Origin of the sequence: Streptomyces sp. NPDC008163, from assembly GCF_042956885.1 — a bacterium.
GTDB lineage: Bacteria > Actinomycetota > Actinomycetes > Streptomycetales > Streptomycetaceae > Streptomyces > Streptomyces drozdowiczii_A.
Genome location: NZ_JBIBHG010000014.1, coordinates 224,521 through 246,294, shown reverse-complemented (window position 1 = coordinate 246,294; position 21,774 = coordinate 224,521). Strand labels below are relative to the sequence as shown.

Annotated in this window: 18 protein-coding genes and 1 rRNA gene; 11 read left to right on the top strand and 8 right to left on the bottom strand. The window is 71.2% G+C overall.

Annotated elements, in window-relative coordinates; all coding sequences use genetic code 11:
* Positions 1-95 (top strand): 5S ribosomal RNA (gene rrf / locus ACFZAT_RS28500); the annotation flags it as partial.
* 89 nt (positions 96-184) lie between these two features.
* Here the strand turns inward: rrf and ACFZAT_RS28495 are convergent.
* From ACFZAT_RS28495 to ACFZAT_RS28475, 5 genes are read right to left on the bottom strand one after another with little or no spacing between them, the layout of a single operon-like run.
* Positions 185-1,495, bottom strand: a complete 1,311-nt coding sequence (locus ACFZAT_RS28495; RefSeq protein ID WP_391268395.1) for a DUF58 domain-containing protein — start codon at positions 1,493-1,495, stop codon at positions 185-187.
* Positions 1,496-1,506: 11 nt separating this feature from the next.
* A complete protein-coding gene (locus ACFZAT_RS28490) occupies positions 1,507-2,523 on the bottom strand; it encodes an AAA family ATPase (protein WP_391268394.1) in 1,017 nt (338 codons plus the stop codon).
* Positions 2,520-3,764: a DUF4350 domain-containing protein gene (locus ACFZAT_RS28485; RefSeq protein WP_391268393.1), complete on the bottom strand. Its 1,245-nt coding sequence runs from the start codon at positions 3,762-3,764 to the stop codon at positions 2,520-2,522. The genes ACFZAT_RS28490 and ACFZAT_RS28485 overlap by 4 nt, the downstream gene beginning before the upstream one ends.
* Entirely contained in the window at positions 3,761-4,450 is a 690-nt protein-coding gene (locus ACFZAT_RS28480) for a DUF4129 domain-containing protein (RefSeq protein ID WP_391268392.1), read from the bottom strand. The genes ACFZAT_RS28485 and ACFZAT_RS28480 overlap by 4 nt, the downstream gene beginning before the upstream one ends.
* A gap of 4 nt (positions 4,451-4,454) precedes the next feature.
* Complete coding sequence (locus ACFZAT_RS28475) at positions 4,455-5,939, bottom strand: glycerophosphoryl diester phosphodiesterase membrane domain-containing protein (RefSeq protein WP_391268391.1); 1,485 nt, start codon at positions 5,937-5,939, stop codon at positions 4,455-4,457.
* A 140-nt stretch (positions 5,940-6,079) separates the two neighbouring features.
* Here ACFZAT_RS28475 and mtnA point away from each other — a divergent pair, with 140 nt between their 5' ends.
* The 7 genes from mtnA (at position 6,080) to ACFZAT_RS28440 (ending at position 14,560) form a co-directional block, all read left to right on the top strand.
* Positions 6,080-7,225, top strand: coding sequence for an S-methyl-5-thioribose-1-phosphate isomerase (gene mtnA, locus ACFZAT_RS28470; protein ID WP_391268390.1), 1,146 nt, complete (start codon positions 6,080-6,082; stop codon positions 7,223-7,225).
* Between the two features lie 4 nt (positions 7,226-7,229).
* Complete coding sequence (gene mtrA / locus ACFZAT_RS28465; RefSeq protein ID WP_005316841.1) at positions 7,230-7,919, top strand: two-component system response regulator MtrA; 690 nt, start codon at positions 7,230-7,232, stop codon at positions 7,917-7,919.
* Position 7,920: 1 nt separating this feature from the next.
* Positions 7,921-9,939 (top strand): MtrAB system histidine kinase MtrB, encoded by a 2,019-nt coding sequence (mtrB, locus tag ACFZAT_RS28460; RefSeq protein WP_391268389.1) that lies wholly within the window; start codon positions 7,921-7,923, stop codon positions 9,937-9,939.
* An 85-nt stretch (positions 9,940-10,024) separates the two neighbouring features.
* The gene (locus tag ACFZAT_RS28455) at positions 10,025-11,794 is read left to right on the top strand and encodes an LpqB family beta-propeller domain-containing protein (RefSeq protein ID WP_391268412.1); all 1,770 of its coding nucleotides are present in this window, start codon (positions 10,025-10,027) and stop codon (positions 11,792-11,794) included.
* Positions 11,795-11,860: 66 nt separating this feature from the next.
* Complete coding sequence (locus ACFZAT_RS28450; protein WP_391268388.1) at positions 11,861-12,607, top strand: ComF family protein; 747 nt, start codon at positions 11,861-11,863, stop codon at positions 12,605-12,607.
* 322 nt (positions 12,608-12,929) lie between these two features.
* Entirely contained in the window at positions 12,930-13,619 is a 690-nt protein-coding gene (hpf, locus tag ACFZAT_RS28445; protein WP_391268387.1) for a ribosome hibernation-promoting factor, HPF/YfiA family, read from the top strand.
* A gap of 185 nt (positions 13,620-13,804) precedes the next feature.
* Positions 13,805-14,560 (top strand): response regulator transcription factor, encoded by a 756-nt coding sequence (locus ACFZAT_RS28440; RefSeq protein ID WP_073964925.1) that lies wholly within the window; start codon positions 13,805-13,807, stop codon positions 14,558-14,560.
* 31 nt (positions 14,561-14,591) lie between these two features.
* Here the strand turns inward: ACFZAT_RS28440 and ACFZAT_RS28435 are convergent, their stop codons facing one another.
* Together ACFZAT_RS28435 and ACFZAT_RS28430 are read right to left on the bottom strand one after the other, a co-directional pair.
* Positions 14,592-15,767, bottom strand: coding sequence for a DNA glycosylase AlkZ-like family protein (locus ACFZAT_RS28435; RefSeq protein WP_391268386.1), 1,176 nt, complete (start codon positions 15,765-15,767; stop codon positions 14,592-14,594).
* 10 nt (positions 15,768-15,777) lie between these two features.
* Positions 15,778-16,368 carry a GNAT family N-acetyltransferase gene (locus ACFZAT_RS28430; RefSeq protein WP_391268411.1) on the bottom strand — a complete coding sequence of 197 codons (591 nt, stop codon included), beginning with the start codon at positions 16,366-16,368 and terminating at the stop codon, positions 15,778-15,780.
* Positions 16,369-16,619: 251 nt separating this feature from the next.
* Here ACFZAT_RS28430 and secA point away from each other — a divergent pair, with 251 nt between their 5' ends.
* Entirely contained in the window at positions 16,620-19,439 is a 2,820-nt protein-coding gene (gene secA, locus ACFZAT_RS28425; RefSeq protein ID WP_391268385.1) for a preprotein translocase subunit SecA, read from the top strand.
* Between the two features lie 359 nt (positions 19,440-19,798).
* Here the strand turns inward: secA and ACFZAT_RS28420 are convergent, their stop codons facing one another.
* Positions 19,799-20,218, bottom strand: a complete 420-nt coding sequence (locus ACFZAT_RS28420) for an Rv3235 family protein (RefSeq protein WP_391268384.1) — start codon at positions 20,216-20,218, stop codon at positions 19,799-19,801.
* A 285-nt stretch (positions 20,219-20,503) separates the two neighbouring features.
* Between ACFZAT_RS28420 and ACFZAT_RS28415 the strand changes: the two genes are divergently transcribed.
* Both ACFZAT_RS28415 and ACFZAT_RS28410 read left to right on the top strand, forming a co-directional pair.
* Positions 20,504-21,010: a DUF6912 family protein gene (locus ACFZAT_RS28415; protein ID WP_391268383.1), complete on the top strand. Its 507-nt coding sequence runs from the start codon at positions 20,504-20,506 to the stop codon at positions 21,008-21,010.
* A gap of 39 nt (positions 21,011-21,049) precedes the next feature.
* Positions 21,050-21,727: an HAD family hydrolase gene (locus ACFZAT_RS28410; protein ID WP_265544104.1), complete on the top strand. Its 678-nt coding sequence runs from the start codon at positions 21,050-21,052 to the stop codon at positions 21,725-21,727.
* Positions 21,728-21,774: the final 47 nt, after the last annotated feature.

Genomic DNA, 21,774 nt, shown 5'->3' with positions numbered 1-21,774 from the left:
AAACGCCCGGTTACATTCCGAACCCGGAAGCTAAGCCTTTCAGCGCCGATGGTACTGCAGGGGGGACCCTGTGGGAGAGTAGGACGCCGCCGAACAATCATTGTGGGAAAGCCCCGTGCCGCTGGCACGGGGCTTTTCTGCGTTCTCGGCCGAATTGGGAGGCCGCGTTCGGCCCCCTCCCCGGCTAGAGACGGCCCGCTGCTTTGAGTGCCAGATAGGCATCGGCGAGTGCGGGCGCGAAATCGTCCGGTGGTGCGTCGACGACGACCACACCGTGGCTCTTGAGCTGGTCCGCAGTGCGGCGACGCTGTGCCTGGGCCTCGACTCCGGCGGCCGCCTCGTACACCGCGTCCACTGTCCCGCGCGCGCCGGCCATGTCGGCGATGTGCGGGTCACTCACCGCCGCGACGAGAACTGTGTGCCGCCGGGTGAGCTGAGGCAGTACGGGCAGCAGCCCCTCCTCGACGGGAGCCGCGTCGAGGCTCGTCAGCAGCACAACGAGCGAACGCCGAGGCGCCTGTGCGATGGCCGCCGCGACGAGCCCTCGCGCGTCGGTCTCGACGAGCTCCGCTTCCAGCGGAGTCAGGGCGTCGACCACGGCCGGCAGGACGTCCCCGGCCGCGCGGCCCTGGACCCTCGCCCGCGTACGGCGGCTGTAGGCGAGCAGACCGACACGGTCGCCGGCGCGACTGGCGAGTGCGGTGAGGAGCAAGGTCGCGTCCATCGCCGCGTCGAGACGGGGCACGTCGCCGACTCGGCCCGCCGAAGTACGACCGGTGTCGATGACGACCAGAACGTGCCGGTCGCGTTCCGGGCGCCAGGTCCGTACGGCGACAGCGGACTGGCGAGCGGTCGCGCGCCAGTCGATCGACCGGACATCGTCGCCGGGGACGTAGGCGCGCAGGCTGTCGAACTCCGTGCCCTCCCCACGGGTGAGAACGCTGGTACGACCGTCGAGTTCGCGCATTCTGGCGAGCCGAGAGGGGAGATGCTTCCGGCTCGTGAACGGCGGAAGGACACGCACCGTCCATGGCAGCCGGTGGCTGCCCTGGCGTGCGGCCAGGCCCAGCGGCCCGTACGAGCGGACGGTGATCTGCTCGGCCCGGCGGTCACCGCGGCGGGTGGGACGCAGCATCGTGCTGATGCGCCTCCGCTCGCCGGGCGGGACGGTCAGCCTGTGACGGGAGACCGCCGACTCGGTACCGGGCAGCCAGCTGCTCGGCGGCCAGGCGTCGCGGAGATGCGCCCGCAACGGGCGGCGGGAAGGATTGACTACGGTGAGTTGCACTTCTGCCCGGTCGCCAAGTCGAACGGATGTATCACCGGATCGGGTGAACTGAAGCGTTCGCACTGGCGCGGCCAGGGCGTAGTCGCACAGAATTGCCAGTGAGAGCGAGGCATCGACCGCGAGCATTCCCGTCCAGCTCGGGGCCAGGATGCCTACAGGGAGTGATCCCAGTGCCGCCAGCAGGGCGGCACGTCCGGTGAGAGCCACGGTTCATCGCCTCACCGGGGTACGGGGACTTGGGCGAGCACAGCGGTGATGACGGAGTCGGGGGTGACCCCTTCCATCTGGGCTTCGGGGCGCAGTTGGATGCGGTGCCGGAGCGTCGGGAGGGCCAAGGCCTTCACATCGTCCGGCGTCACGTAGTCGCGGCCGGCGAGCCAGGACCAGGCTCGGGCCGTGGCCAGCAGTGCGGTGGCTCCACGGGGGGAGACACCGAGAGAGACCGAGGGGGAATCACGCGTGGCACGACAGATATCGACTATGTAGCCGGCGATTTCGGGGGCGACGGCCGTCGCGGCGACCGCGGTGCGGGCGGCTTCGAGGTCTGCGGGTCCGGCGACCGGTCGGACGCCTGCGGCCTTGAGATCACGGGGATCGAACCCACCGGCATGGCGGGTCAGGACAGCGACCTCGTCGTCACGGGTGGGAAGCGGAACGATCAGTTTCAGGAGGAACCGGTCCAGTTGGGCTTCGGGGAGGGGGTACGTGCCCTCGTACTCGACCGGGTTCTGTGTTGCGGCGACGAGGAAGGGGTCGGGCAGCGGGCGAGGCGTGCCATCGACGGTCACCTGACGCTCTTCCATCGCTTCCAGGAGAGACGACTGCGTCTTGGGAGGGGTCCGATTGATCTCGTCTGCGAGGAGGAGGTTGGTGAAAACGGGGCCGGGCTGGAAGGAGAACTCGGTCGTGCGCGCGTCGTAGACGAGGGACCCGGTGACATCGCTCGGCATCAGGTCGGGTGTGAACTGCACCCGCTTGGTGTCCAGTTCGAGCGATGCGGCGAGGGCTCGGACCAGCAGGGTCTTGGCCACGCCGGGGACGCCTTCGAGGAGGACGTGCCCCCGGCAGAGCAGGGCGACGACGAGCCCCGTGACGGCGGGATCCTGGCCTACCACGGCCTTGGCTATCTCGGAGCGCAGCCCTTCCAGGGCGGCGCGGGGTGCGTCGGGAGTGTCGGAGGCGGCGGGCCCGGGGGGCCCTGTTGTCCCGGTGGGTGCGGGAGTCGGGGCGCTCATGAGGTTCGGACCTCTCCTTCGAGGGAGTCGAGTTGGGCTGCCAGTAGTACGAGCGCCCTGTCATCGGAAGGGGCTGCGCCGAAGAGCAGATCGCTGAGATTGCCGTGGGCCGGTCCGAGGCGTGCGGACAGAGCGGGGAGGAGCACTGCGGGGGCGTGGGCGTCCCGGGGAGGGACACCGGCGAGCGGTGCCAGCCTGGTGCGGGTTGCGTGGCGGAGTGATGTTGCGGCGCGGTCGCGGGCGTTGGTCCTGCGGCTGAGCTGGGCCCGGCCCTCGGTGGTCTCGGAGGCCCGGATGACCACGGGCAGCCGCTCGTTGACGAGGGGGCCCAGGCGGCGGGCACGCCAGACCGCTGCGAGCACTGCGGCGACGGCGAGCTGCAGGGTGCCCCACAGCCAGCCGGACGGGATCAGTTCGATGAGGCTGCTCCGGCCGTCCGTGGTGCCGCCGTTGGTGGTGCCGTCATCGTCGGCCGTGCTGCCGGTGGCGGAGGGATCGGTGAGCGAGGGGAGGTACCAGACCAGATGAGGGCGGGAGCCGAGGAGTTGCAGCGCAAGGGACGCGTTGCCCTGGTGGCCGAGACGTTCGTTGTACAGGAAGTCGGGGGAACCCAGCAGGACGGTGTCGCCGGGTGTGGGCCGGCGCAGAAGGAGCGCGGTGGGCAGGCCGCCTGCGGGGTAGCAGGCATCGGCATCGAGGCCCTCGGTGTCGGGGGCCTCGGCGTCGTAGCGGATGCCGCCCGTCTCGACGGCTCCGGCCCTCCTGGCCACGGTCAGGGAGCAGTCCGGGGACCGTGCGACCACGGGTACGGCGGGCTTCGCCCGTACACCGGGGGCCAGGGTGTCGAGAGAGGAGGAGTCGGCGCCGAGGAGCACGGTGCGGCCGGTTGCTCCGGTGGTCGCTGTGCGCAGCGCCCTCTGCTGGTGGGGTGTCAGCAGGTTGGGGCCGGTGACCAGGAGGGTCGTGTCGGGGCCGGTCGCGGATGTGGCGTCTCGGAGGGTGGTGACGACGCGGACGGAAATGCCGTGTTCCCTGAGGAGTTCGGCGATGGCCCTGCTGCCGTAGCGGTCCGCCGAGCGGGGGTCGAGGCGGCCGTGCTGGTCCCCGGAACGGGCGGCCGCCAGGGCTGTCGCGGCGACGACGAGCAGGAGGACGGCGAGCAGCACTCCACGGGAGCGGCGCCATATCTCCTGAGGCGTGGGGGAGATGGAGGTGGACGAGGCGGTGGTGGCCGGGGTCATTCGGCGGCGGCCCCCTCGCGGGCTCCGGTCAGTCGCGGGGTGGCGGTTTCGACGGCGCGGTCGAGGTCGAGCAGAGTGGCGTACGCCGTCCGGTCGGCTGGGCGGCCCCCGTATGTGACGTCGTCGAAGACCCGGGCCGCCGCCCGTAGCCGGGTGTCGTACGTGGGAAGGGCGCGGCCCGCCTCCGCGGCCGCTTCGTCGGCGGTGCGTCCGGGGCGTGGGTCAAGCAGGGCCCGCTCTTCGAGAGAGCGGACGAGGGCACGCATCCGTTCCTGGACGGCCTGGTTCCAGCGGGCGGCTGCCGCGTGGGCCTCGGCGGTGGCACGGTGCTCCGCAGCGCTGCGCGGGCCGTGCGCGAAGAGCGTTTCGGTGCGCCTTCGGCCGGGCTGTGGGGCGCCCAGCCGCCACCGGAGCGCGACGGCCAGGGCGATGACGATCAGGAGGAGAACGACCAGGCCGACAGCTCCGCCCGGTGCGGCGACAGAGGCCGCTGAGACGAGGTCGCCGAACCAGGTCCACAGGTGGTCCAGCGCCTGTTGGAGGGGGTTCGGGTCGTTCTCGTGGTACGCGCCCTTGGACAGTTCGCGTCGGGCCGCCTCCCGGGCGGGGAGGCGGCCGGTGTCCACGGGGGCGCCGCCGCTCGCTCGCACCAGCAGCCGCGCTGCCGCGTCGCCCGCCCCCGGCACGGTGTCAGTCCCTGTTGTCGAAGCCGGGCAGGCCCGCTGCCTTGGCCAGGTCGAGGTCGAGCGCTTCGCGGCGGATGCGCTGGTCCACGTAGAGAAGGGCCATGACACCGGCGGAGAGCGGATACGTGATGGCGGCGGCCACCACGTCACCGATGGCGGAGACGATCAGGAACGGCCAGCCGAACTCGGTGGCCTCTCCGGAGAGGAAGGAGCTCAGGGTCCCGTCGTCCACGCCCACGGCGACGATGCCGAAGGGGATGCCGACCACCAGGCCGACGATGAGCGTCAGCAGCCAGGTCAGGGCGAGAACGCCGAACGTCCGCCACCAGGCGTCCCGCACCAGCTTCGCGGAGCGCCGCAGGGAGGCGGCGACCGGCTGCCGCTCCAGCATCAGCGCGGGGGCGGCCAGGCTGAAGCGGACCGACAGCCAGAGGAAGACGGCTGTCGCGGCGAGCAGCCCGAGGAAGGCGAGGCCGGCCCCCGCCGTGTCGCCGATCAGGAACCCCGGGAGGATGCCGGCGGTCATGATCGCTCCGCCCATGACGGCGAGCAGGAGGGTCAGTCCCAGCATGGGGAGCAGCCTGGGGCGGGCTTCGGCCCAGGCTTCGGACAGGGTGACCGGGCGGCCCAGCACCGAGCGACTGATCACCACGGTCAGCACCGACGTGGTGAAGATCGTGGCCAGCATCGAGATCAGCAGGGCCGGCGCGAGGTCGAGGAGGCTGAAACGGAGCGATTCGGTGGCCTGGCGCAGCGCCTCGGAGCCGGTGGCGTTCCTGTCGACCGACGGAGCGTCGGGCAGCAGATAGCGCTGGGTGAGGAGGATCGCGGCCTGGGCGACCACGGAGACCGCGAGCGTGATGCCGAGGACCGTGCGCCAGTGGGCGCGCATGGTGGAGACGGCGCCGTCGAGGATCTCGCCGATGCCGAGCGGCCGGAGCGGGATGACGCCGGGCTTCGCGGCCGGCGGCGGGCCGCCCCAGCCGGCTCCGCGCGGCGGCGTACCCCAGCCGGAGCTCTGCGGCGGGGTGTTCCAGCCGAAGCCCGTGCCGGAACCGGGACCGTGTGCCCGGGAGCCCCAGCCCGGACTGGGCGACGGAGCTGCGGGGCCGGTTCCGGTGGGGCTCGGCGGGGACCACTGGGCGGCGGGCGGCTGCTGGGCGGCCCAGGTCCCCGAGGGGGCGGTGTCGTCGGCCGGTTCGGAGGGGTGGGGGATGCCCTGGTCGGGGCGGCCCTTCTTGTCGGCCGCTTCCCGGCCGGCCGTCTCCGGGTCCGCTGTTTCCGGGTCCGCTGTTTCCGGGCCGGCCGTCTTCGAGGCCGTCGTATCCTGGCCGGCCGTCTTCGGGGCCGTCGTGCCCCGGGCCGCCTTTTCCTGGTCGGCCGGGTCGTACTGGTCGGCCGGGTCGCCGTGATCCGTTGTGCGGCCGTTCGTCTGCTCGTTGTCGGAGGGGGCGGATCCGGGCGAGGCCCAGCCCGGAGTGTCGTTCATTGTCGCTCCTTCGCGGTCCTGTCCGCGCGGCGCGGCGTCAGGCTGGCAGCCATCGTGCCACGCGTCGTTGCCGTCCGGGCCCGGGCCTGTGACCGGCTCGTGCCTTCAAGTCCGGGCGGGTCACCGGGCAGACTGGACGGATGGCTGATCAGGACGCGCAATCGCCGGTGGGCAGCGAGCCCGCCGGACTACCGTCAATTCGCTGGGACGACCCTCCGGAAGGCCCCGTGCTGGTGCTCCTCGACCAGAGGCGGCTGCCCGCGGAGGAGACGGAGCTGGTGTGCACCGATGTGCCGGCTCTGGTGGACGCGATCAGGACCCTCGCGGTACGGGGTGCGCCCCTGCTGGGGATCGCCGGTGCCTATGGCGTGGCCCTGGCCGCGGTGCGGGGCTATGACGTGGCGGAGGCCACCGGGCTCCTGGAGCGGTCCCGGCCCACCGCCGTGAACCTGGGATACGGCGTGCGCCGGGCCGCCGCGGCGTACTGGGCGGCGCTCGACAAGGGGGCCGGGCAGGAGCGGGCGGGCGCGGCCGCGCTGGCGGAGGCCAAGGCGCTGCACCGGGAGGACGCCGAGGCCAGCGGGCGGATGGCCGGTCACGGGCTCGCGCTGCTGGACGAGCTGGTTCCGGGCGGGGGCCACCGGCTGCTGACCCACTGCAACACGGGGGCGCTCGTCTCCGGTGGTGAGGGCACCGCGTTCGCTGTGGCGCTCGGGGCCCACCGGGCGGGGCGGCTGCGGCGGCTGTGGGTGGACGAGACCCGCCCGCTGCTGCAGGGCGCTCGGCTGACCGCGTACGAGGCGGCGCGCAACGGCATGCCGTACAGCCTGCTCACGGACAACGCGGCGGGGTCGCTGTTCGCCGCCGGGGAGGTGGACGCCGTGCTGATCGGGGCGGACCGCATCGCCGCGGACGGGTCGGTGGCCAACAAGGTGGGGAGCTATCCGCTGGCGGTGCTCGCCAAGTACCACCACGTACCGTTCATGGTCGTGGCGCCGACGACGACCGTGGATCTGCTCACGGCGGACGGGGCGTCCATCACCGTGGAGCAGCGTTCCGGGCGGGAAGTGACGGAGCTCACATCCCTGCCGCGCGGAGCGGGGGACGAGGAGACGGGCGGGGTGCCCGTCGCCCCTGTGGGGACTCAGGCGTACAACCCCGCCTTCGATATCACGCCGCCGGAGCTGGTCACGGCGATCGTGACGGAAGAAGGCGTAATCTCGCCGGTCACGGGGGCCGGGCTGGCAGAGCTGTGTGCCAGATCATCGCAGGTAACGATTAGCTAATGGGATGATGTCGTTTATGAAGGGACGCGTCCTTGTCGTCGACGACGACACCGCACTGGCCGAGATGCTCGGGATTGTGCTGCGTGGTGAGGGTTTCGAGCCGTCGTTCGTAGCGGACGGCGACAAGGCACTTGCTGCATTTCGAGAGGCGAAGCCGGACCTGGTCCTGCTCGACCTCATGCTGCCCGGCAGGGACGGCATCGAGGTCTGCAGGCTGATCAGGGCCGAGTCGGGTGTGCCGATCGTCATGCTCACTGCCAAGAGCGACACGGTTGACGTGGTGGTTGGCCTGGAGTCCGGGGCCGACGACTACATCGTCAAGCCGTTCAAACCGAAGGAGTTGGTGGCCCGGATCAGGGCACGCCTGCGCAGGTCCGAAGAGCCGGCCCCGGAGCAGCTGACCATCGGGGACCTCGTCATAGACGTCGCCGGGCACTCGGTGAAGCGGGACGGGCAGTCCATCGCCCTGACGCCGCTGGAGTTCGACCTGCTGGTCGCGCTCGCGCGCAAGCCGTGGCAGGTCTTCACCCGTGAGGTGCTCCTGGAGCAGGTCTGGGGTTACCGGCACGCGGCGGACACCCGCCTGGTCAACGTGCACGTGCAGCGGCTCCGCTCCAAGGTTGAGAAGGACCCGGAGCGGCCGGAGATCGTCGTGACGGTCCGAGGCGTCGGTTACAAGGCCGGACCGAGCTGACATGTCCCTGGGTAGCACTGCTCCGAAGCCCGGGGAGCCGGGAGTCCGTGCGGAGCGGGCTGCCGGTTCAGGGCACACCTCTTCCCCCGTCGAGCGCTTCCTGCAGGGCGGCCGGTTGTTCCAGGACCGGGCGCCCGGCGGGCCGGTGCCGCGGCTGCTGATGCGCTGGGTGCGGCGTCCGCTGCTGCCCGCCGTACGGCTGTGGCGGCGCAACCTCCAGCTGCGCGTCGTCGCGGGCACGCTGCTGATGTCGCTCGGAGTGGTGCTGCTGCTCGGCCTCGTCGTGATCGGGCAGGTGCGCAACGGCCTGCTCGATGCGAAGGGCAAGGCGGCCCAGACCCAGGCCGCGGGCGGGTTCGCGGCCGCCCAGGAGAAGGCCAACGCGCCGCTCACCCCCGTCGCCGGCGAGGTCGACGACGCGGCGGACGGCACGACCGAGAACAACTCCTGGCGGACCGAACTCGTCGACCAGCTCGCCAGTGGCGGCAAGAACGCCTTCAACGTGGTGGCGCTCAGTGCCGACGAGGGGGCCCGGGCGCCCCGTGGCTCGGGAAACGTCAAGGCGGCGAGCATCCCGCAGAGCCTGCGGGACGCGGTGAACAAGGGCCCCGGCGCCTTCCAGACGTACACGCTGATCCAGTACGAGGACGGGCAGGAGTCCCAGCCCGGCCTCATCGTCGGCAAGCGCCTCTACGACATCGACCGCGACCCGTACCAGCTGTACTACGTCTTCCCGCTCACGCAGGAGGAGAAGTCGCTGAACCTGGTCAAGGGCACCCTGGCGACCGCCGGCCTGTTCGTGGTGGTGCTGCTCGGTGCCATCGCCTGGTTCGTGGTGCGCCAGGTCGTCACCCCCGTACGGATGGCCGCGGGCATCGCCGAACGGCTCTCCGCCGGGCGTCTCCAGGAACGGATGAAGGTCACCGGCGAGGACGACATCGCCCGGCTCGGCGAGGCGTTCAACAAGATGGCGCAGAGTCTCCAGCTGAAGATCCAGCAGCTGGAGGAGCTGTCCCGGATGCAGCGCCGGTTCGTCTCGGACGTCTCGCACGAGTTGCGTACGCCGCTGACGACGGTACGGATGGCCGCCGACGTCATCCATGAGGCGCGGGCCGACTTCGACCCCATAACGGCCCGGTCCGCCGAGCTGCTGGGCGACCAGCTCGACCGCTTCGAGTCGCTGCTCTCCGACCTGCTGGAGATCAGCCGCTTCGACGCCGGCGCCGCCGCGCTGGAGGCGGAGCCGATAGACCTGCGGCAGGTGGTGCGCCGGGTGATCGGCGGCGCCGAGCCGCTCGCCGAGCGCAAGGGCACCCGGATCCGGGTCGTCGGCGACGAGCAGCCGGTGATCGCCGAGGCCGACGCCCGACGCGTCGAGCGCGTTCTGCGCAACCTCGTCGTCAACGCCGTCGAGCACGGCGAGGGGCGCGACGTGGTCGTGCGCATGGGCGCGGCCGGCGGAGCGGTCGCCGTCGCCGTCCGCGACTACGGCGTGGGGCTGAAGCCCGGCGAGGCGACCCGGGTCTTCAACCGCTTCTGGCGGGCCGACCCGGCTCGGGCCCGGACCACCGGGGGCACCGGCCTCGGCCTCTCCATCGCGGTGGAGGACGCCCGGCTGCACGGCGGCTGGCTCCAGGCGTGGGGCGAGCCCGGTGGCGGTTCGCAGTTCCGGCTGACGCTGCCGCGTACGGCGGACGAGCCGCTGCGGGGCTCGCCGATACCGCTGGAGCCGGAGGACTCGCGGCGCAACCGCGAGAGCCGGGAGCGCCCCGAGGACGCCTCGGCCACCGGCGGCAACCGGCTGCTGGCCGTGCCCTCGCAGCACGCCGGTACGGGCCGCGCCCCGCTGCCCGGCCGGGCAGCCGTGCCGGCCAGGACCGCGCCCGCGTCGGTGCACCCGGCGGCCCTGCCGGGCAACGGGTCGCGGGTGGTTCCGCGCCCTTCGGAGGAGCGGCAGACCGGTCACAACGACTCTCCGGGGCGTGCACCGGGGCGGGAGGACACGATCCGTGAGGACTGACCGTCGTCAGGGCGGCCGTGGGCGTCTGGTGGGGGTGACCGTGCTGGTCGGGTGCGGTGCGCTCGTGCTGTCGGCGTGCGGCTCGATGCCCGTCTCCGGGGACATCAAGGCCGTCGACGCCTCGCAGCCCGGCGATTCCCAGGTGCAGGTGTACGCGGTCGCCCCCAGGGACGGCGCCACCCCGAACGAGGTGGTCGACGGCTTCCTGGAGTCGATGACCAGCGACGACTCCGACTTCCGGACGACGCGGAAATACCTCACCAAGGAGGCGTCGCGCCGGTGGAAGCCGAGCGCGGAGACCAGCGTCCTGGCCAAGGCGCCGAACCGGAGCGACCGCCCGGTCCACGACCACGACCGCACCACGACGGAGGTCACCTACACCCTCACCGGGGAGCAGGTGGCGACGGTCGACGAGCAGAACGCGTACCAGCCGCTCGTCCCGACGGACTTCTCCCGCACGCTCCACCTGGTGCGGGAGAAGACGCCGGACGGCAAGGAATGGCGCATCGACTCCGTGCCGGACGGCCTGGTGCTCGGCCAGTCCGACTTCAAGCGGCTGTACCGCTCGGTCAACAAGTACTACTTCGCGACCGGACGGTCCGACGCCGAGGCCACCCTCGTCGCCGACCCCGTCTACCTCCGCAACCGGACCGACCCATCGACCGGGATGGACACGGTGACGCAGGCGGTCCGCAGCCTTCTGCGGGGCCCCACCGACTGGCTGCGGCCGGCCGTCGCCTCGCGCTTCCCCAAGGGGACGGACCTCAGGAAGGGGGTCGTCTCGCTGATCCCCGACGACCGCAACGTCCTGAAGGTCCCGCTCGACAAGCACGCGGACGGGATCGGACAGCGGGTCTGCCGGATGATGGCCTCGCAGGTCCTCTTCACCCTCCGGGACCTGACGTCCGCGCGGGTCGAGCAGGTGGAGCTGCAGCGTTCCGACGGTTCGCCGCTCTGCATGCTCGACGCCGACCAGGCCGAGGAGTACGCCCCCGACGGTTCCTCGGGCGGGCCCGACAGCCAGTACTTCGTCGATGCCAAGGGCCGGGTCGAGCGCATCCCGGGCAGCACCAGGGGCAGCGGCGAGCCGGAGCCGGTGGCCGGTCCCTTCGGCGACGGCGCGCTGAAGGTGAGCGCGGTCGGCGTGGCCCGGGACGAGCAGTCGGCGGCGGCGCTCTCCCAGCACAACGAGTCGCTCTACGTGGCCTCCATCGCCGCGGACGGCGAGCTCCCCGTGCCGGCTTTGACGAGCAAGGCGGCCGACCCCGGGGACCGCCTGACGGCGCCCAGCTGGGACGGCCGGGGCGATCTGTGGGTCGCCGACCGCGACCCGGACAACTCCAGGCTGCTGCGGCTTCCCCACGGCACGGACAAGCCGCAGGAGGTGACCGTGCCGAGCCTGGGCGGCAGCCGTATCGCCGGGCTGCGGCTCTCCTCGGACGGGGTGCGCATAGCGCTGCTGCTGACGAAGGACGGCCACACGACGCTGAAGATCGGCCGGATCGAACGGCTCGGCCCGCAGGACGACGCCGAGGTGTCCGTGGTCGACCTGCGCCAGGCGGCGCCGCAGTTCGCCGACGTGACGGCGGTGTCCTGGTCCGGCCGCAGCCGCCTCGTGGTCGTCGGCAAGGAGCAGGGCGGGGTGCAGCAGGTCCGTTACGTCCAGGCGGACGGCTCGACGCCCTCCTCGGGCGTCCTGCCCGGCGTGAACCAGGTGCTGGCCATCGCCGCCGCCGACGACGAGCAGCTGCCGCTGATGGCGGACACCTTCGGCGACGGGATAGTGAAGCTGCTCCCCGGGGACAACTGGCAGACGGTCCTCAAGGAAGGCTCGGCGCTGGTCTACCCGGGCTGACACCGCCACCCTCCGGGGTTTTCCACAGGGGTGGCCCGTCGGCTCCCGGAGGGGCACAGTTGAGATGTGCGGGGGTGGTGGCGGGAGATCAGCGGGCTCGTTCTTCCGGTGTCCTGCGGCGGCTGCGGCAGGACGCGGACGGAGCTGTGCGAGACGTGCGGCGTGCGGCTGTACGGCGGCGTGCCGCGCCGGGTGCGGCCCTCGCCCGAGCCGCCCGGGCTGCCCACGGTGCATGCCGCCGCCGGATACGAGGGCGCGGCCCGGGCGGTCCTGCTCGCCCACAAGGAGCGCGGTGTGCTCGCGATGGCACGCCCGCTCGGCCGGGCGCTCGCGGGTGCGGTACGGGCCGGAGCGGGGCGCGATCCGGACGGGCGGCCGTTGCTGCTCGTACCGGTGCCCTCCGCGCGCCGGGCCGTCGCGGCGCGCGGGCATGACCCGGCGCACCGGATCGCGCTGGCGGCGGCCGCCCAGCTGCGGCGGGACGGCGTCCCGGCCACCGTTGCCGCGGTGCTGCGGCAGCGGCGGGCGGTGGCCGATCAGTCGGGTCTGACCGCGGCGGAGCGCCGGGCCAATCTGGCCGGGGCGCTGGATGCGGCGGCCGGGAGCGGGCGGCTGCTCACCGCCGGACGGGTGGTGCTGGTGGACGACCTGCTGACCACGGGGGCCACGCTCGCCGAGGCGGCCCGGGCGCTCGACGCGGTCTGCGGGAGCGCGGGGTCCCGCGTGCGCGACGCGGCCGTGGTCGCGGCGTCCCCGTCGGCATTCGACGCAGCCTGTCCCGTCGGCCGGAAAATAAACCGGAACTGGAACTGAACTTGCATCGTTGCAGGTAGTGAGTGGGTAAAGAGACCTGAACGGAGGTACGTGCGAGTAGCGGGTGCCGACATCCGTCCGAGCAGGCTATGTTCGGTTGTGAGGAATGGTGAATGCCGGCCCTCGACGAATGCACCATCAGGTTTTGGGCAGGCGACCCACCAGTGGTTCGGAAACCTGAAATCCGGTGGGGTGGAAACCCCGTCGGCTGGGGAGGAGGAGGTGGAAGTCACCTAGTCCGCGGTCCCGGCCATCACCGGGACCTGGTGCAAAAGGGAGATGCTCCGCCGCCGAGCGGAGCGATCCGGGAACGGAGTTCTGCGTGGACATCGTCGTCAAGGGCCGCAAGACCGAGGTGCCCGAGCGGTTCCGCAAGCACGTGGCCGAGAAGCTGAAGCTGGACAAGATCCAGAAGTTCGACGGCAAAGTGATCAGCCTCGACGTGGAGGTGTCCAAGGAGCCGAATCCTCGTCAGGCAGACCGCTCCGACCGGGTGGAGATCACGCTCCGCTCGCGTGGACCGGTCATCAGGGCAGAAGCGGCCGCAGGCGACCCGTACGCAGCGCTGGACCTGGCCACCGGCAAGCTGGAGGCCCGGCTGCGCAAGCAGCACGATAAGCGCTACAGCCGCCGGGGTTCGGGACGCATTCCCGCTGCCGAGGTCGGAGAGATGGTGCCGGACGCGGCATCCTTCAACGGTGACGGCGAGCTGATTCCCGACGAGACGGCACAGTCCGTACCCACCACCAGGGTCGGTTCGCTCGAGGTGCAGGGCGAAGGACCGCTGGTGATGCGCGAGAAGACGCACGTCGCGGCGCCCATGTCGCTCGACCAGGCTCTCTACGAGATGGAACTGGTCGGACACGACTTCTATCTGTTCGTGGACAACGAGACGAAGGAACCCAGTGTCGTCTACCGGCGGCACGCCTACGACTACGGTGTCATCCACCTGAGGACCGACCCGCTGGCCACCGACGAGGCGGGCGGCGCGGGCGGCGCACTCGGAGGCTGACGCCACCATCGAGTGGTGCCCCTGGAGCGTCCGCACGCCCCCAGGGGCACCCGTCTGTCACCAAGTCATCACCGCACTGCCGTCCCGGCATGAAATCATGGCGACCCAAGCCAATCGGTGCTCTGTGAACTGCCGTTGGCGGACCGTTCGTGAATTTCAGGCCGTGGCCTTCAGGGGGAGGAACGATGGCGGACACCTTCGGGCCCGTGCGCGATGCGAGTGATGCCGACGACGCCGCACGGGACCTCGGCGGTGCGGACCGGGACGGCGGCTACCGCAAGGAGCCCATCCGGGTCCTGGTAGTGGACGACCACGCGCTCTTCCGCAGAGGTCTGGAGATCGTCCTCGCGCACGAGGAGGACATCGAGGTCGTCGGCGAGGCCGGGGACGGCGCCGAGGCCGTCGACAAGGCGGCCGACCTGCTCCCGGACATCGTGCTGATGGATGTGCGGATGCCCCGGCGGGGCGGAATCGAAGCCTGCACGTCCATCAAGGAAGTGGCCCCCAGCGCGAAGATCATCATGCTGACGATCAGCGACGAGGAAGCCGATCTCTACGAGGCGATCAAGGCCGGGGCCACCGGATATCTCCTCAAGGAGATCTCCACGGACGAGGTGTCCACCGCGATTCGCGCGGTCGCCGACGGGCAGTCCCAGATCAGCCCGTCCATGGCATCGAAACTGCTCACCGAGTTCAAGTCGATGATCCAGCGCACCGACGAACGCCGGCTGGTACCGGCGCCCCGGCTGACCGAACGGGAACTGGAAGTCCTCAAACTGGTCGCGACCGGTATGAACAATCGCGATATCGCGAAGCAACTGTTCATTTCCGAGAACACCGTGAAGAACCACGTCCGCAACATTCTGGAGAAGCTCCAGCTGCACTCCCGGATGGAAGCGGTCGTCTACGCCATGCGGGAGAAGATCCTGGAGATCCGGTGAGCCGGCGCGACGGCCGGCCCACCGGACGCGGTCAGGCCAGCAGGCGGGCGATCTCCGCCGCGAGCGGTCCGCGCAGCTCCGGAGCCTCCACCCGCTCCAGCCGGACGTCCGTGCAGCCGACCCAGGAGGCCGCCTCCACCAGGGCCTGAGCCATCGGCGCCACGGCCTTCGCGCCCGCCAGAGACACCTGCCGGGCGATCAGCGTCGTCCCGTCGCGGGCCGGGTCGACCCGGCCCTGGAGCCGTCCGCCGGCCAGCAGCGGCATCGCGAAATAGCCGTGCACCCGCTTCTGCTTGGGCACGTACGCCTCAAGGCGGTGGGTGAAACCGAAGATCCGCTCGGTCCGCGCCCGCTCCCAGACCAGGGAGTCGAACGGCGACAGCAGCGTCGTCCGGTGCCGGCCCCGGGGCTCGGACGCCAGCGCCGCCGGGTCCGCCCAGGCCGGCTTCGACCAGCCCTCCACGGCCACCGGCACCAGCCCGGAATCCGCCACCACGGCGTCGAACTGCTCGCCCTTGAGGCGGTGGTAGTCGGCGATGTCCGCCCGGGTGCCCACGCCCAGCGACTGCCCGGCGAGCGCGACGAGGCGGCGCAGGCACTCCGCGTCGTCCAGGTCGTCGTGGAGCACGGTGTCGGGCAGGGCACGCTCCGCGAGGTCGTAGACCCGCTTCCAGCCGCGCCGCTCGGTGCACACCACCTCGCCGTACATCAGGGCCCGTTCGACGGCCACCTTCGAGGCGGACCAGTCCCACCACTCCCCGCCGTTCTTCGCGCCGCCCAGCTCCGTCGCCGTCAGCGGGCCCTCGGCGGTCAGCTGCTTGATGACGGTGTCGTACGCGCCGTCCGGCAGGTCGTGGGACCACTGCGGCCGGGCCCGGTAGGCGCGCCGGCGGAACGCGAAGTGCGGCCACTCCTCGACGGGCAGGATGCACGCGGCGTGCGACCAGTACTCGAAGGCGCGGCCGCCCGACCAGTACGCCTCCTCGACGGTGCGCCGCCCGATCGCGCCCAGGCGCGCGTAAGGGATCAGCTCGTGCGAGCGGGCCAGCACCGAGATCGTGTCCAGTTGTACGGCGCCGAGGTGGCGCAGCACCCCGGGCACCCCCGACCTGCGGTCCGGTGCGCCCAGGAAGCCCTGGGCCCTCAGGGCTATCCTGCGGGCCTGGTCGGCGGAGAGTTCGACTGCGGGGTGCTGCACAGACGTCATGCTCCGCACTCTAGGGGGCGGCACTGACACCGCTCGGCGGTACGTAGGCGGCGGTCCCCGGCAGACCCAGGTCGCAGGGGAGCAGCGCGCCCATCCACGCGTCGCGGCGTACGCCCTTGTTCAGCAGCCCCGAGCGCTGCTCTCCCTCCATGCGGAAGCCCGCGCGCAGCGCGACGGCCCGCGACGGGAGGTTGCCGGTCTCGGCCTTCCACTCCAGCCGGTCGCAGCCGAGCGCGGTGAAGGACCACCGGGCGGCGCACAGCACGGCCTCGGTCATGAAGCCACGGCCGCGCTGTTCCCTCGCGGTCCAGAAGCCGACCTCGTACAGGCCGGGGCCGGTGCGGCGGTTGATGCCGAGCGCGCCTATCAGGGGGCCGCCCTCACGGGGCACCACGGCGAAGTTGTACATCGAGCCGTCCCGCCAGCCCTCGGGCGAGAGGCGTTCCGTGAAGAACTCCGCGTCGGTGCGCGTGTACGGCGAGGGGACGACCGTCCAGCGCTGGATGTCCGGGTCCTGGCACGCCTCGTACACCGTGTCGGTGTCGTCGGGGCCGAAGGGTCGCAGCAGCAGGCGGTCGGTGGTGAGGGTGAGCGGTTCGATGGCTTCCATGAAGGGATTCTGGTGAGGTGCCGGTGAGGGCGCGAGTACTTTTCGTGATTCCCCGGCACCTTCGGTGCCCTTCATCCGTTGACTCTGAAGGGCACCGCGGGGAGAACGCGGTGGCAGCCCTCCCGGCGCGGCGGGGTCCTCGCTTACGATGACCGTTGCGGTGGGGCCCACCTGCCGTGCCCGTGCCCGAGTCCATCACACGACCCAGTGCCCAGGCCCGACCGGCAAGGAGACCAGCCTCAGTGTCCGTCTTCAACAAGCTCATGCGTGCAGGCGAAGGCAAGATCCTGCGCAAACTGCACCGCATCGCGGACCAGGTCAGCTCCATCGAAGAGGACTTCGTCAACCTCTCCGACGCCGAGCTGCGGGCGCTCACCGACGAGTACAAGGAACGGTACGCGGACGGCGAGAGCCTGGACGACCTGCTTCCCGAGGCGTTCGCCACCGTCCGCGAGGCGGCCAAGCGCGTCCTCGGCCAGCGCCACTACGACGTCCAGATCATGGGCGGCGCCGCGCTGCACCTCGGCTATGTGGCCGAGATGAAGACCGGTGAGGGCAAGACCCTCGTCGGCACGCTGCCCGCGTATCTGAACGCCCTGTCCGGCGACGGCGTCCACCTGATCACGGTGAACGACTACCTGGCCTCGCGTGACTCCGAGATGATGGGCCGGGTCCACAAGTTCCTCGGCCTCAGCGTCGGCTGCATCATCGCGAACATGACTCCGGCCCAGCGCCGTGAGCAGTACGCCTGCGACATCACGTACGGCACGAACAACGAGTTCGGCTTCGACTACCTCCGCGACAACATGGCGTGGTCGAAGGACGAGCTGGTCCAGCGCGGCCACAACTTCGCGATCGTGGACGAGGTCGACTCGATCCTGGTGGACGAGGCCCGTACCCCGCTGATCATCTCCGGTCCGGCCGACCAGGCCACCAAGTGGTACGGCGACTTCGCCAAGCTGGTCACGCGCCTCACCAAGGGTGAGGCGGGCAACCCGCTCAAGGGCATCGAGGAGACCGGCGACTACGAGGTCGACGAGAAGAAGCGGACCGTGGCGATCCACGAGTCCGGTGTCTCCAAGGTCGAGGACTGGCTCGGCATCGAGAACCTGTACGAGTCGGTGAACACCCCCCTCGTCGGGTACCTCAACAACGCCATCAAGGCCAAGGAACTCTTCAAGAAGGACAAGGACTACGTCGTCATCGACGGCGAAGTCATGATCGTCGACGAGCACACCGGCCGTATCCTCGCCGGCCGCCGCTACAACGAGGGCATGCACCAGGCGATCGAGGCGAAGGAAGGGGTGGACATCAAGGACGAGAACCAGACGCTCGCCACGATCACCCTGCAGAACTTCTTCCGCCTCTACGGCAAGCTCTCCGGCATGACCGGTACGGCGATGACCGAGGCCGCCGAGTTCCACCAGATCTACAAGCTCGGTGTGGTGCCGATCCCGACGAACCGGCCGATGCAGCGCGTCGACCAGTCGGACCTGATCTACCGCACCGAGGTGGCGAAGTTCGCCGCCGTCGTGGACGACATCGCGGAGAAGCACGAGAAGGGGCAGCCGATCCTCGTCGGCACCACCTCCGTCGAGAAGTCGGAGTACCTCTCGCAGCAGCTCTCCAAGCGCGGTGTCCAGCACGAGGTGCTCAACGCCAAGCAGCACGACCGGGAGGCGACGATCGTCGCCCAGGCCGGCCGCAAGGGCGCGGTGACCGTCGCGACGAACATGGCCGGACGAGGCACCGACATCAAGCTCGGCGGCAACCCGGACGACCTGGCCGAGGCGGAGCTGCGGCAGCGCGGGCTCGACCCCGTCGAGCACGTCGAGGAGTGGGCGGCCGCCCTTCCCGCCGCGCTGGAGAAGGCCGAGGAGTCCGTGCGGGCGGAGTTCGAGGAGGTCAAGGACCTCGGCGGGCTGTACGTGCTGGGCACCGAGCGCCACGAGTCGCGCCGTATCGACAACCAGCTGCGCGGTCGTTCCGGCCGTCAGGGCGACCCGGGCGAGTCCCGCTTCTACCTGTCGCTCGGCGACGACCTGATGCGGCTGTTCAAGGCGCAGATGGTCGAGCGCGTCATGTCGATGGCCAACGTGCCGGACGACGTGCCGATCGAGAACAAGATGGTGACCCGGGCGATCGCGTCCGCGCAGTCCCAGGTCGAGCAGCAGAACTTCGAGACGCGCAAGAACGTCCTGAAGTACGACGAGGTGCTCAACCGGCAGCGCGAGGTCATCTACGGCGAGCGGCGCCGGGTCCTGGAGGGCGAGGACCTCCAGGAGCAGATCCGCCACTTCATGGACGACACGATCGACGACTACATCCGCCAGGAGACGGCGGAGGGCTTCGCCGAGGAGTGGGACCTCGACCGGCTGTGGGGCGCGTTCAAGCAGCTCTACCCGGTGAAGGTCACCGTCGCCGAGCTGGAGGAGACGGCGGGGGACCTGGCCGGGGTCACGGCGGAGTTCATCGCCGAGTCGGTCAAGGAAGACATCCACGAGCAGTACGACGAGCGGGAGAAGACGCTCGGCTCCGAGATCATGCGTGAGCTGGAGCGGCGCGTGGTGCTGTCGGTCCTGGACCGCAAGTGGCGTGAGCACCTCTACGAGATGGACTACCTCCAGGAGGGCATCGGCCTGCGGGCCATGGCGCAGAAGGACCCGCTGGTCGAGTACCAGCGCGAGGGCTTCGACATGTTCAACGCCATGATGGAGGGCATCAAGGAGGAGTCCGTCGGCTACCTGTTCAACCTGGAGGTCCAGGTCGAGCAGCAGGTCGAGGAGGTGCCGGTCGAGGACGCGGCGACCTCGCTGTCCAAGGAGGACGCGGTGCCGGCCTCGCGGCCGGAGATCCGGGCGAAGGGGCTGGACGCTCCGCAGCGGCCGGATCGGCTGCACTTCTCCGCTCCCACGGTGGACGGGGAGGGCGGGGTGGTCGAGGGCGACTTCGCGAACGGGGACGGTGCCGGGGTCGGTGCCGGGCCGGAGTCGGACGGGCTTACCCGTGCGGAGCGGCGCAAGGCGCAGAAGTCTTCCGGGGGGCGGCGGCGTAAGAAGTAGCTTGCGCTGACGTTGGGTTGTGGCTGGCCGGGCACCGGGTGGTGTCCGGCCCAGCCGGTTTTGGGGGTGCGCGGTGCGGTGGGGGCGCCTGCGGCGGGCCTTGTCCCCCACCCGCCCCTTCCCGAAACCGGGGCTCCGCCCCGTGCCCCGTGCCTCAAGTGCCGGAGGGGCTGGGGTGTGCGCTGGGGTGGTCGGGGGTCTGCCCCGGGCCCCCGCGCCTCGAACGCCGGCTGGGCCGGGAGGCGCGCGCTGGGGCCGGGGGAGGCCCGTACGGGGGTCTGTGCGGCTCTGTACGGGCCTCCTGGCCGGCAACGCACGTCGGGGCGCCGGCGGTCCTCTGGGCCGCTCAGGCCGTCGCCTCACCGTGTCCGCATCGGGGTGTTGCCCAGTTCCACCGCCGCGCAGCGCCAGCGGAGGTCCGGGCCCTGTTCCAGGCGGAAGGCCATGGCCCGGACCTGCTCGCCCGCGGCGATGCTCGCGCATGCCTCCACCACGCCGGGGGCCGGCTGGGCGCCTCGGCACATGCGGATGACCGGGCGGGTGCCTCGGGTGCGCAGGGGCGTCGTGGGGGCCAGTTCCGCCAGCTGGTCGTAGGCGTCGCCGATCGTGTGGCCCAGCATCCAGTGGACCGGGCGCTGGCCGCTCAGGACCGCCAGCAGGCGTTCCGCGAACCAGTGGTGGGGGCGCATGCGCCTCGGGACGCGGTGGCGCTGGGCGGGTACGGCTTCGGGCCTGCGGGTGTCCTGGCGTCCTGCGGGCCGGGTCCTGTTCGTGGTCATCTGTCGCCCCCGTGCTCCAGAGGCCCGGATTTACCGAGCGGTAACTTCTGTTGGTGATCTTCTACGGGGGAGTCGGATTTGTCGCAAGTGTCGGGGAGGGGGGATGAGGTGCGGCGGGATTCACCTGTCCGGGTGGCGGGCAGGTCGGCGGGGCGTGCTGGGGACGGGGTGGGCAGGGTGAGCGGGTGGCGTGAGGTGGACGGGGGCCTGGGCGTACGCGTAACCCCAAAGGGGGACCTCGCACGTATCCTGAGGGCGTCTCCGACTACGAAAGCGGCCGAGCCCATGCGCGTGTACGTACCCCTGACCCTCGCCGGGCTCGCCGCCGCGCACCGGGGCGGTGAGCTGGGGCCCGGTCCGCTCACCGCCTACGCCGTCACCCCGGCATTGCGCGAGTGGTACGTCTCCGACGACATCGAGGAGCTGGAGTACGCGGCCCTCAACCGGGCCGCCTCCGCCTCGCTGCGGCTGGTCGCCGGGGACCCGCAGGCAGCCCGGCGCCGCGTCGTCGTCGCCGTCGACGTGGCCGACGGGGACGCGGTCGCCGACCCGGACCACATCCTGGACGCCTCCTCGCTCGGCGAGGTCACGATCGCCTCCGCCGTCCCGCTCGCCAAGGCCGCCGCGGTGCACGTCGACTCCGACGACGCGGACGAGGACGTCACCGCCGCCGCGGCCGCGCTGGGGGCGGCGGACCTCGGGGACGACGACGCGCAGTTCACCGTCGACGGCGCCGAGGACCACGAGCTGCTGTGGTTCGGGGTGCAGGAGATCCCCGGCCTGATCGGGTAGGCGGGGTCGTTGTCAGTGGGGGCGAGTACCGTTTCCGGCATGGGGATCGCACCGGGGGAACAGCACCGCACGCATCTGGTCTGGGACTGGAACGGCACACTGCTCGACGACAACACCGCCGTCGTCGGCGCGACCAACGCCGCCTTCGGCGAGGTCGGCCTGGCGCCGATCACCGTCGAGCAGTACCGGGAGATGTACTGCATCCCGATACCGCGGTTCTACGAGCGGCTGATGGGCCGGCTCCCCACCGACGCCGAGTGGGAGCGGATGGACGGGGTCTTCCACCGCCACTACACCGAGCAGCGTGACGCCTGCGGGCTGACCGCCGGGGCCGCCGAGCTGCTGGCCCGGTGGCAGCTGACCGGGCACAGCCAGTCGATCATGAGCATGTACCGGCACGAAGAGCTGGTCCCCGTCGTGCGCGGATTCGGCATCGAGCGGCACTTCGTACGCGTGGACGGACGCACCGGTCCGTCCGGTGGCAGCAAGTCCGAGTACATGCGGCGGCATCTCGCCGCCATGGACGGGATATCCCCGCAGCGCACGGTCGTCATAGGTGACGCCGTGGACGACGCCGTGGCCGCCGCGCACGCCGGCGCAAAGGCCGTCCTCTACACGGGCGGTTCGCACAGCCGTGCAAGCCTGGAGAAGGCCGGTGTGCCCGTCGTGGACACGCTGACCGAGGCCATCGCGCTCGCCGAGCAGCTGACCCGGTAGCCGGTCGCGCTCGTCGGGCAGCGCCCCGTAGCGGGGGAGTTTTCCGG

Coding starts and splice junctions, on each gene's coding strand:
- ACFZAT_RS28490 (WP_391268394.1), bottom strand. CDS start 2,523: ATGAGCGCCCCGACTCCCGCACCCACCGGGACAACAGGGCCCCCCGGG.
- ACFZAT_RS28485 (WP_391268393.1), bottom strand. CDS start 3,764: ATGACCCCGGCCACCACCGCCTCGTCCACCTCCATCTCCCCCACGCCT.
- ACFZAT_RS28475 (WP_391268391.1), bottom strand. CDS start 5,939: ATGAACGACACTCCGGGCTGGGCCTCGCCCGGATCCGCCCCCTCCGAC.
- mtnA (WP_391268390.1), top strand. CDS start 6,080: ATGGCTGATCAGGACGCGCAATCGCCGGTGGGCAGCGAGCCCGCCGGA.
- mtrA (WP_005316841.1), top strand. CDS start 7,230: ATGATGTCGTTTATGAAGGGACGCGTCCTTGTCGTCGACGACGACACC.
- mtrB (WP_391268389.1), top strand. CDS start 7,921: ATGTCCCTGGGTAGCACTGCTCCGAAGCCCGGGGAGCCGGGAGTCCGT.
- ACFZAT_RS28455 (WP_391268412.1), top strand. CDS start 10,025: ATGCCCGTCTCCGGGGACATCAAGGCCGTCGACGCCTCGCAGCCCGGC.
- ACFZAT_RS28440 (WP_073964925.1), top strand. CDS start 13,805: ATGGCGGACACCTTCGGGCCCGTGCGCGATGCGAGTGATGCCGACGAC.
- ACFZAT_RS28435 (WP_391268386.1), bottom strand. CDS start 15,767: ATGACGTCTGTGCAGCACCCCGCAGTCGAACTCTCCGCCGACCAGGCC.
- ACFZAT_RS28420 (WP_391268384.1), bottom strand. CDS start 20,218: ATGACCACGAACAGGACCCGGCCCGCAGGACGCCAGGACACCCGCAGG.
- ACFZAT_RS28415 (WP_391268383.1), top strand. CDS start 20,504: ATGCGCGTGTACGTACCCCTGACCCTCGCCGGGCTCGCCGCCGCGCAC.
- ACFZAT_RS28410 (WP_265544104.1), top strand. CDS start 21,050: ATGGGGATCGCACCGGGGGAACAGCACCGCACGCATCTGGTCTGGGAC.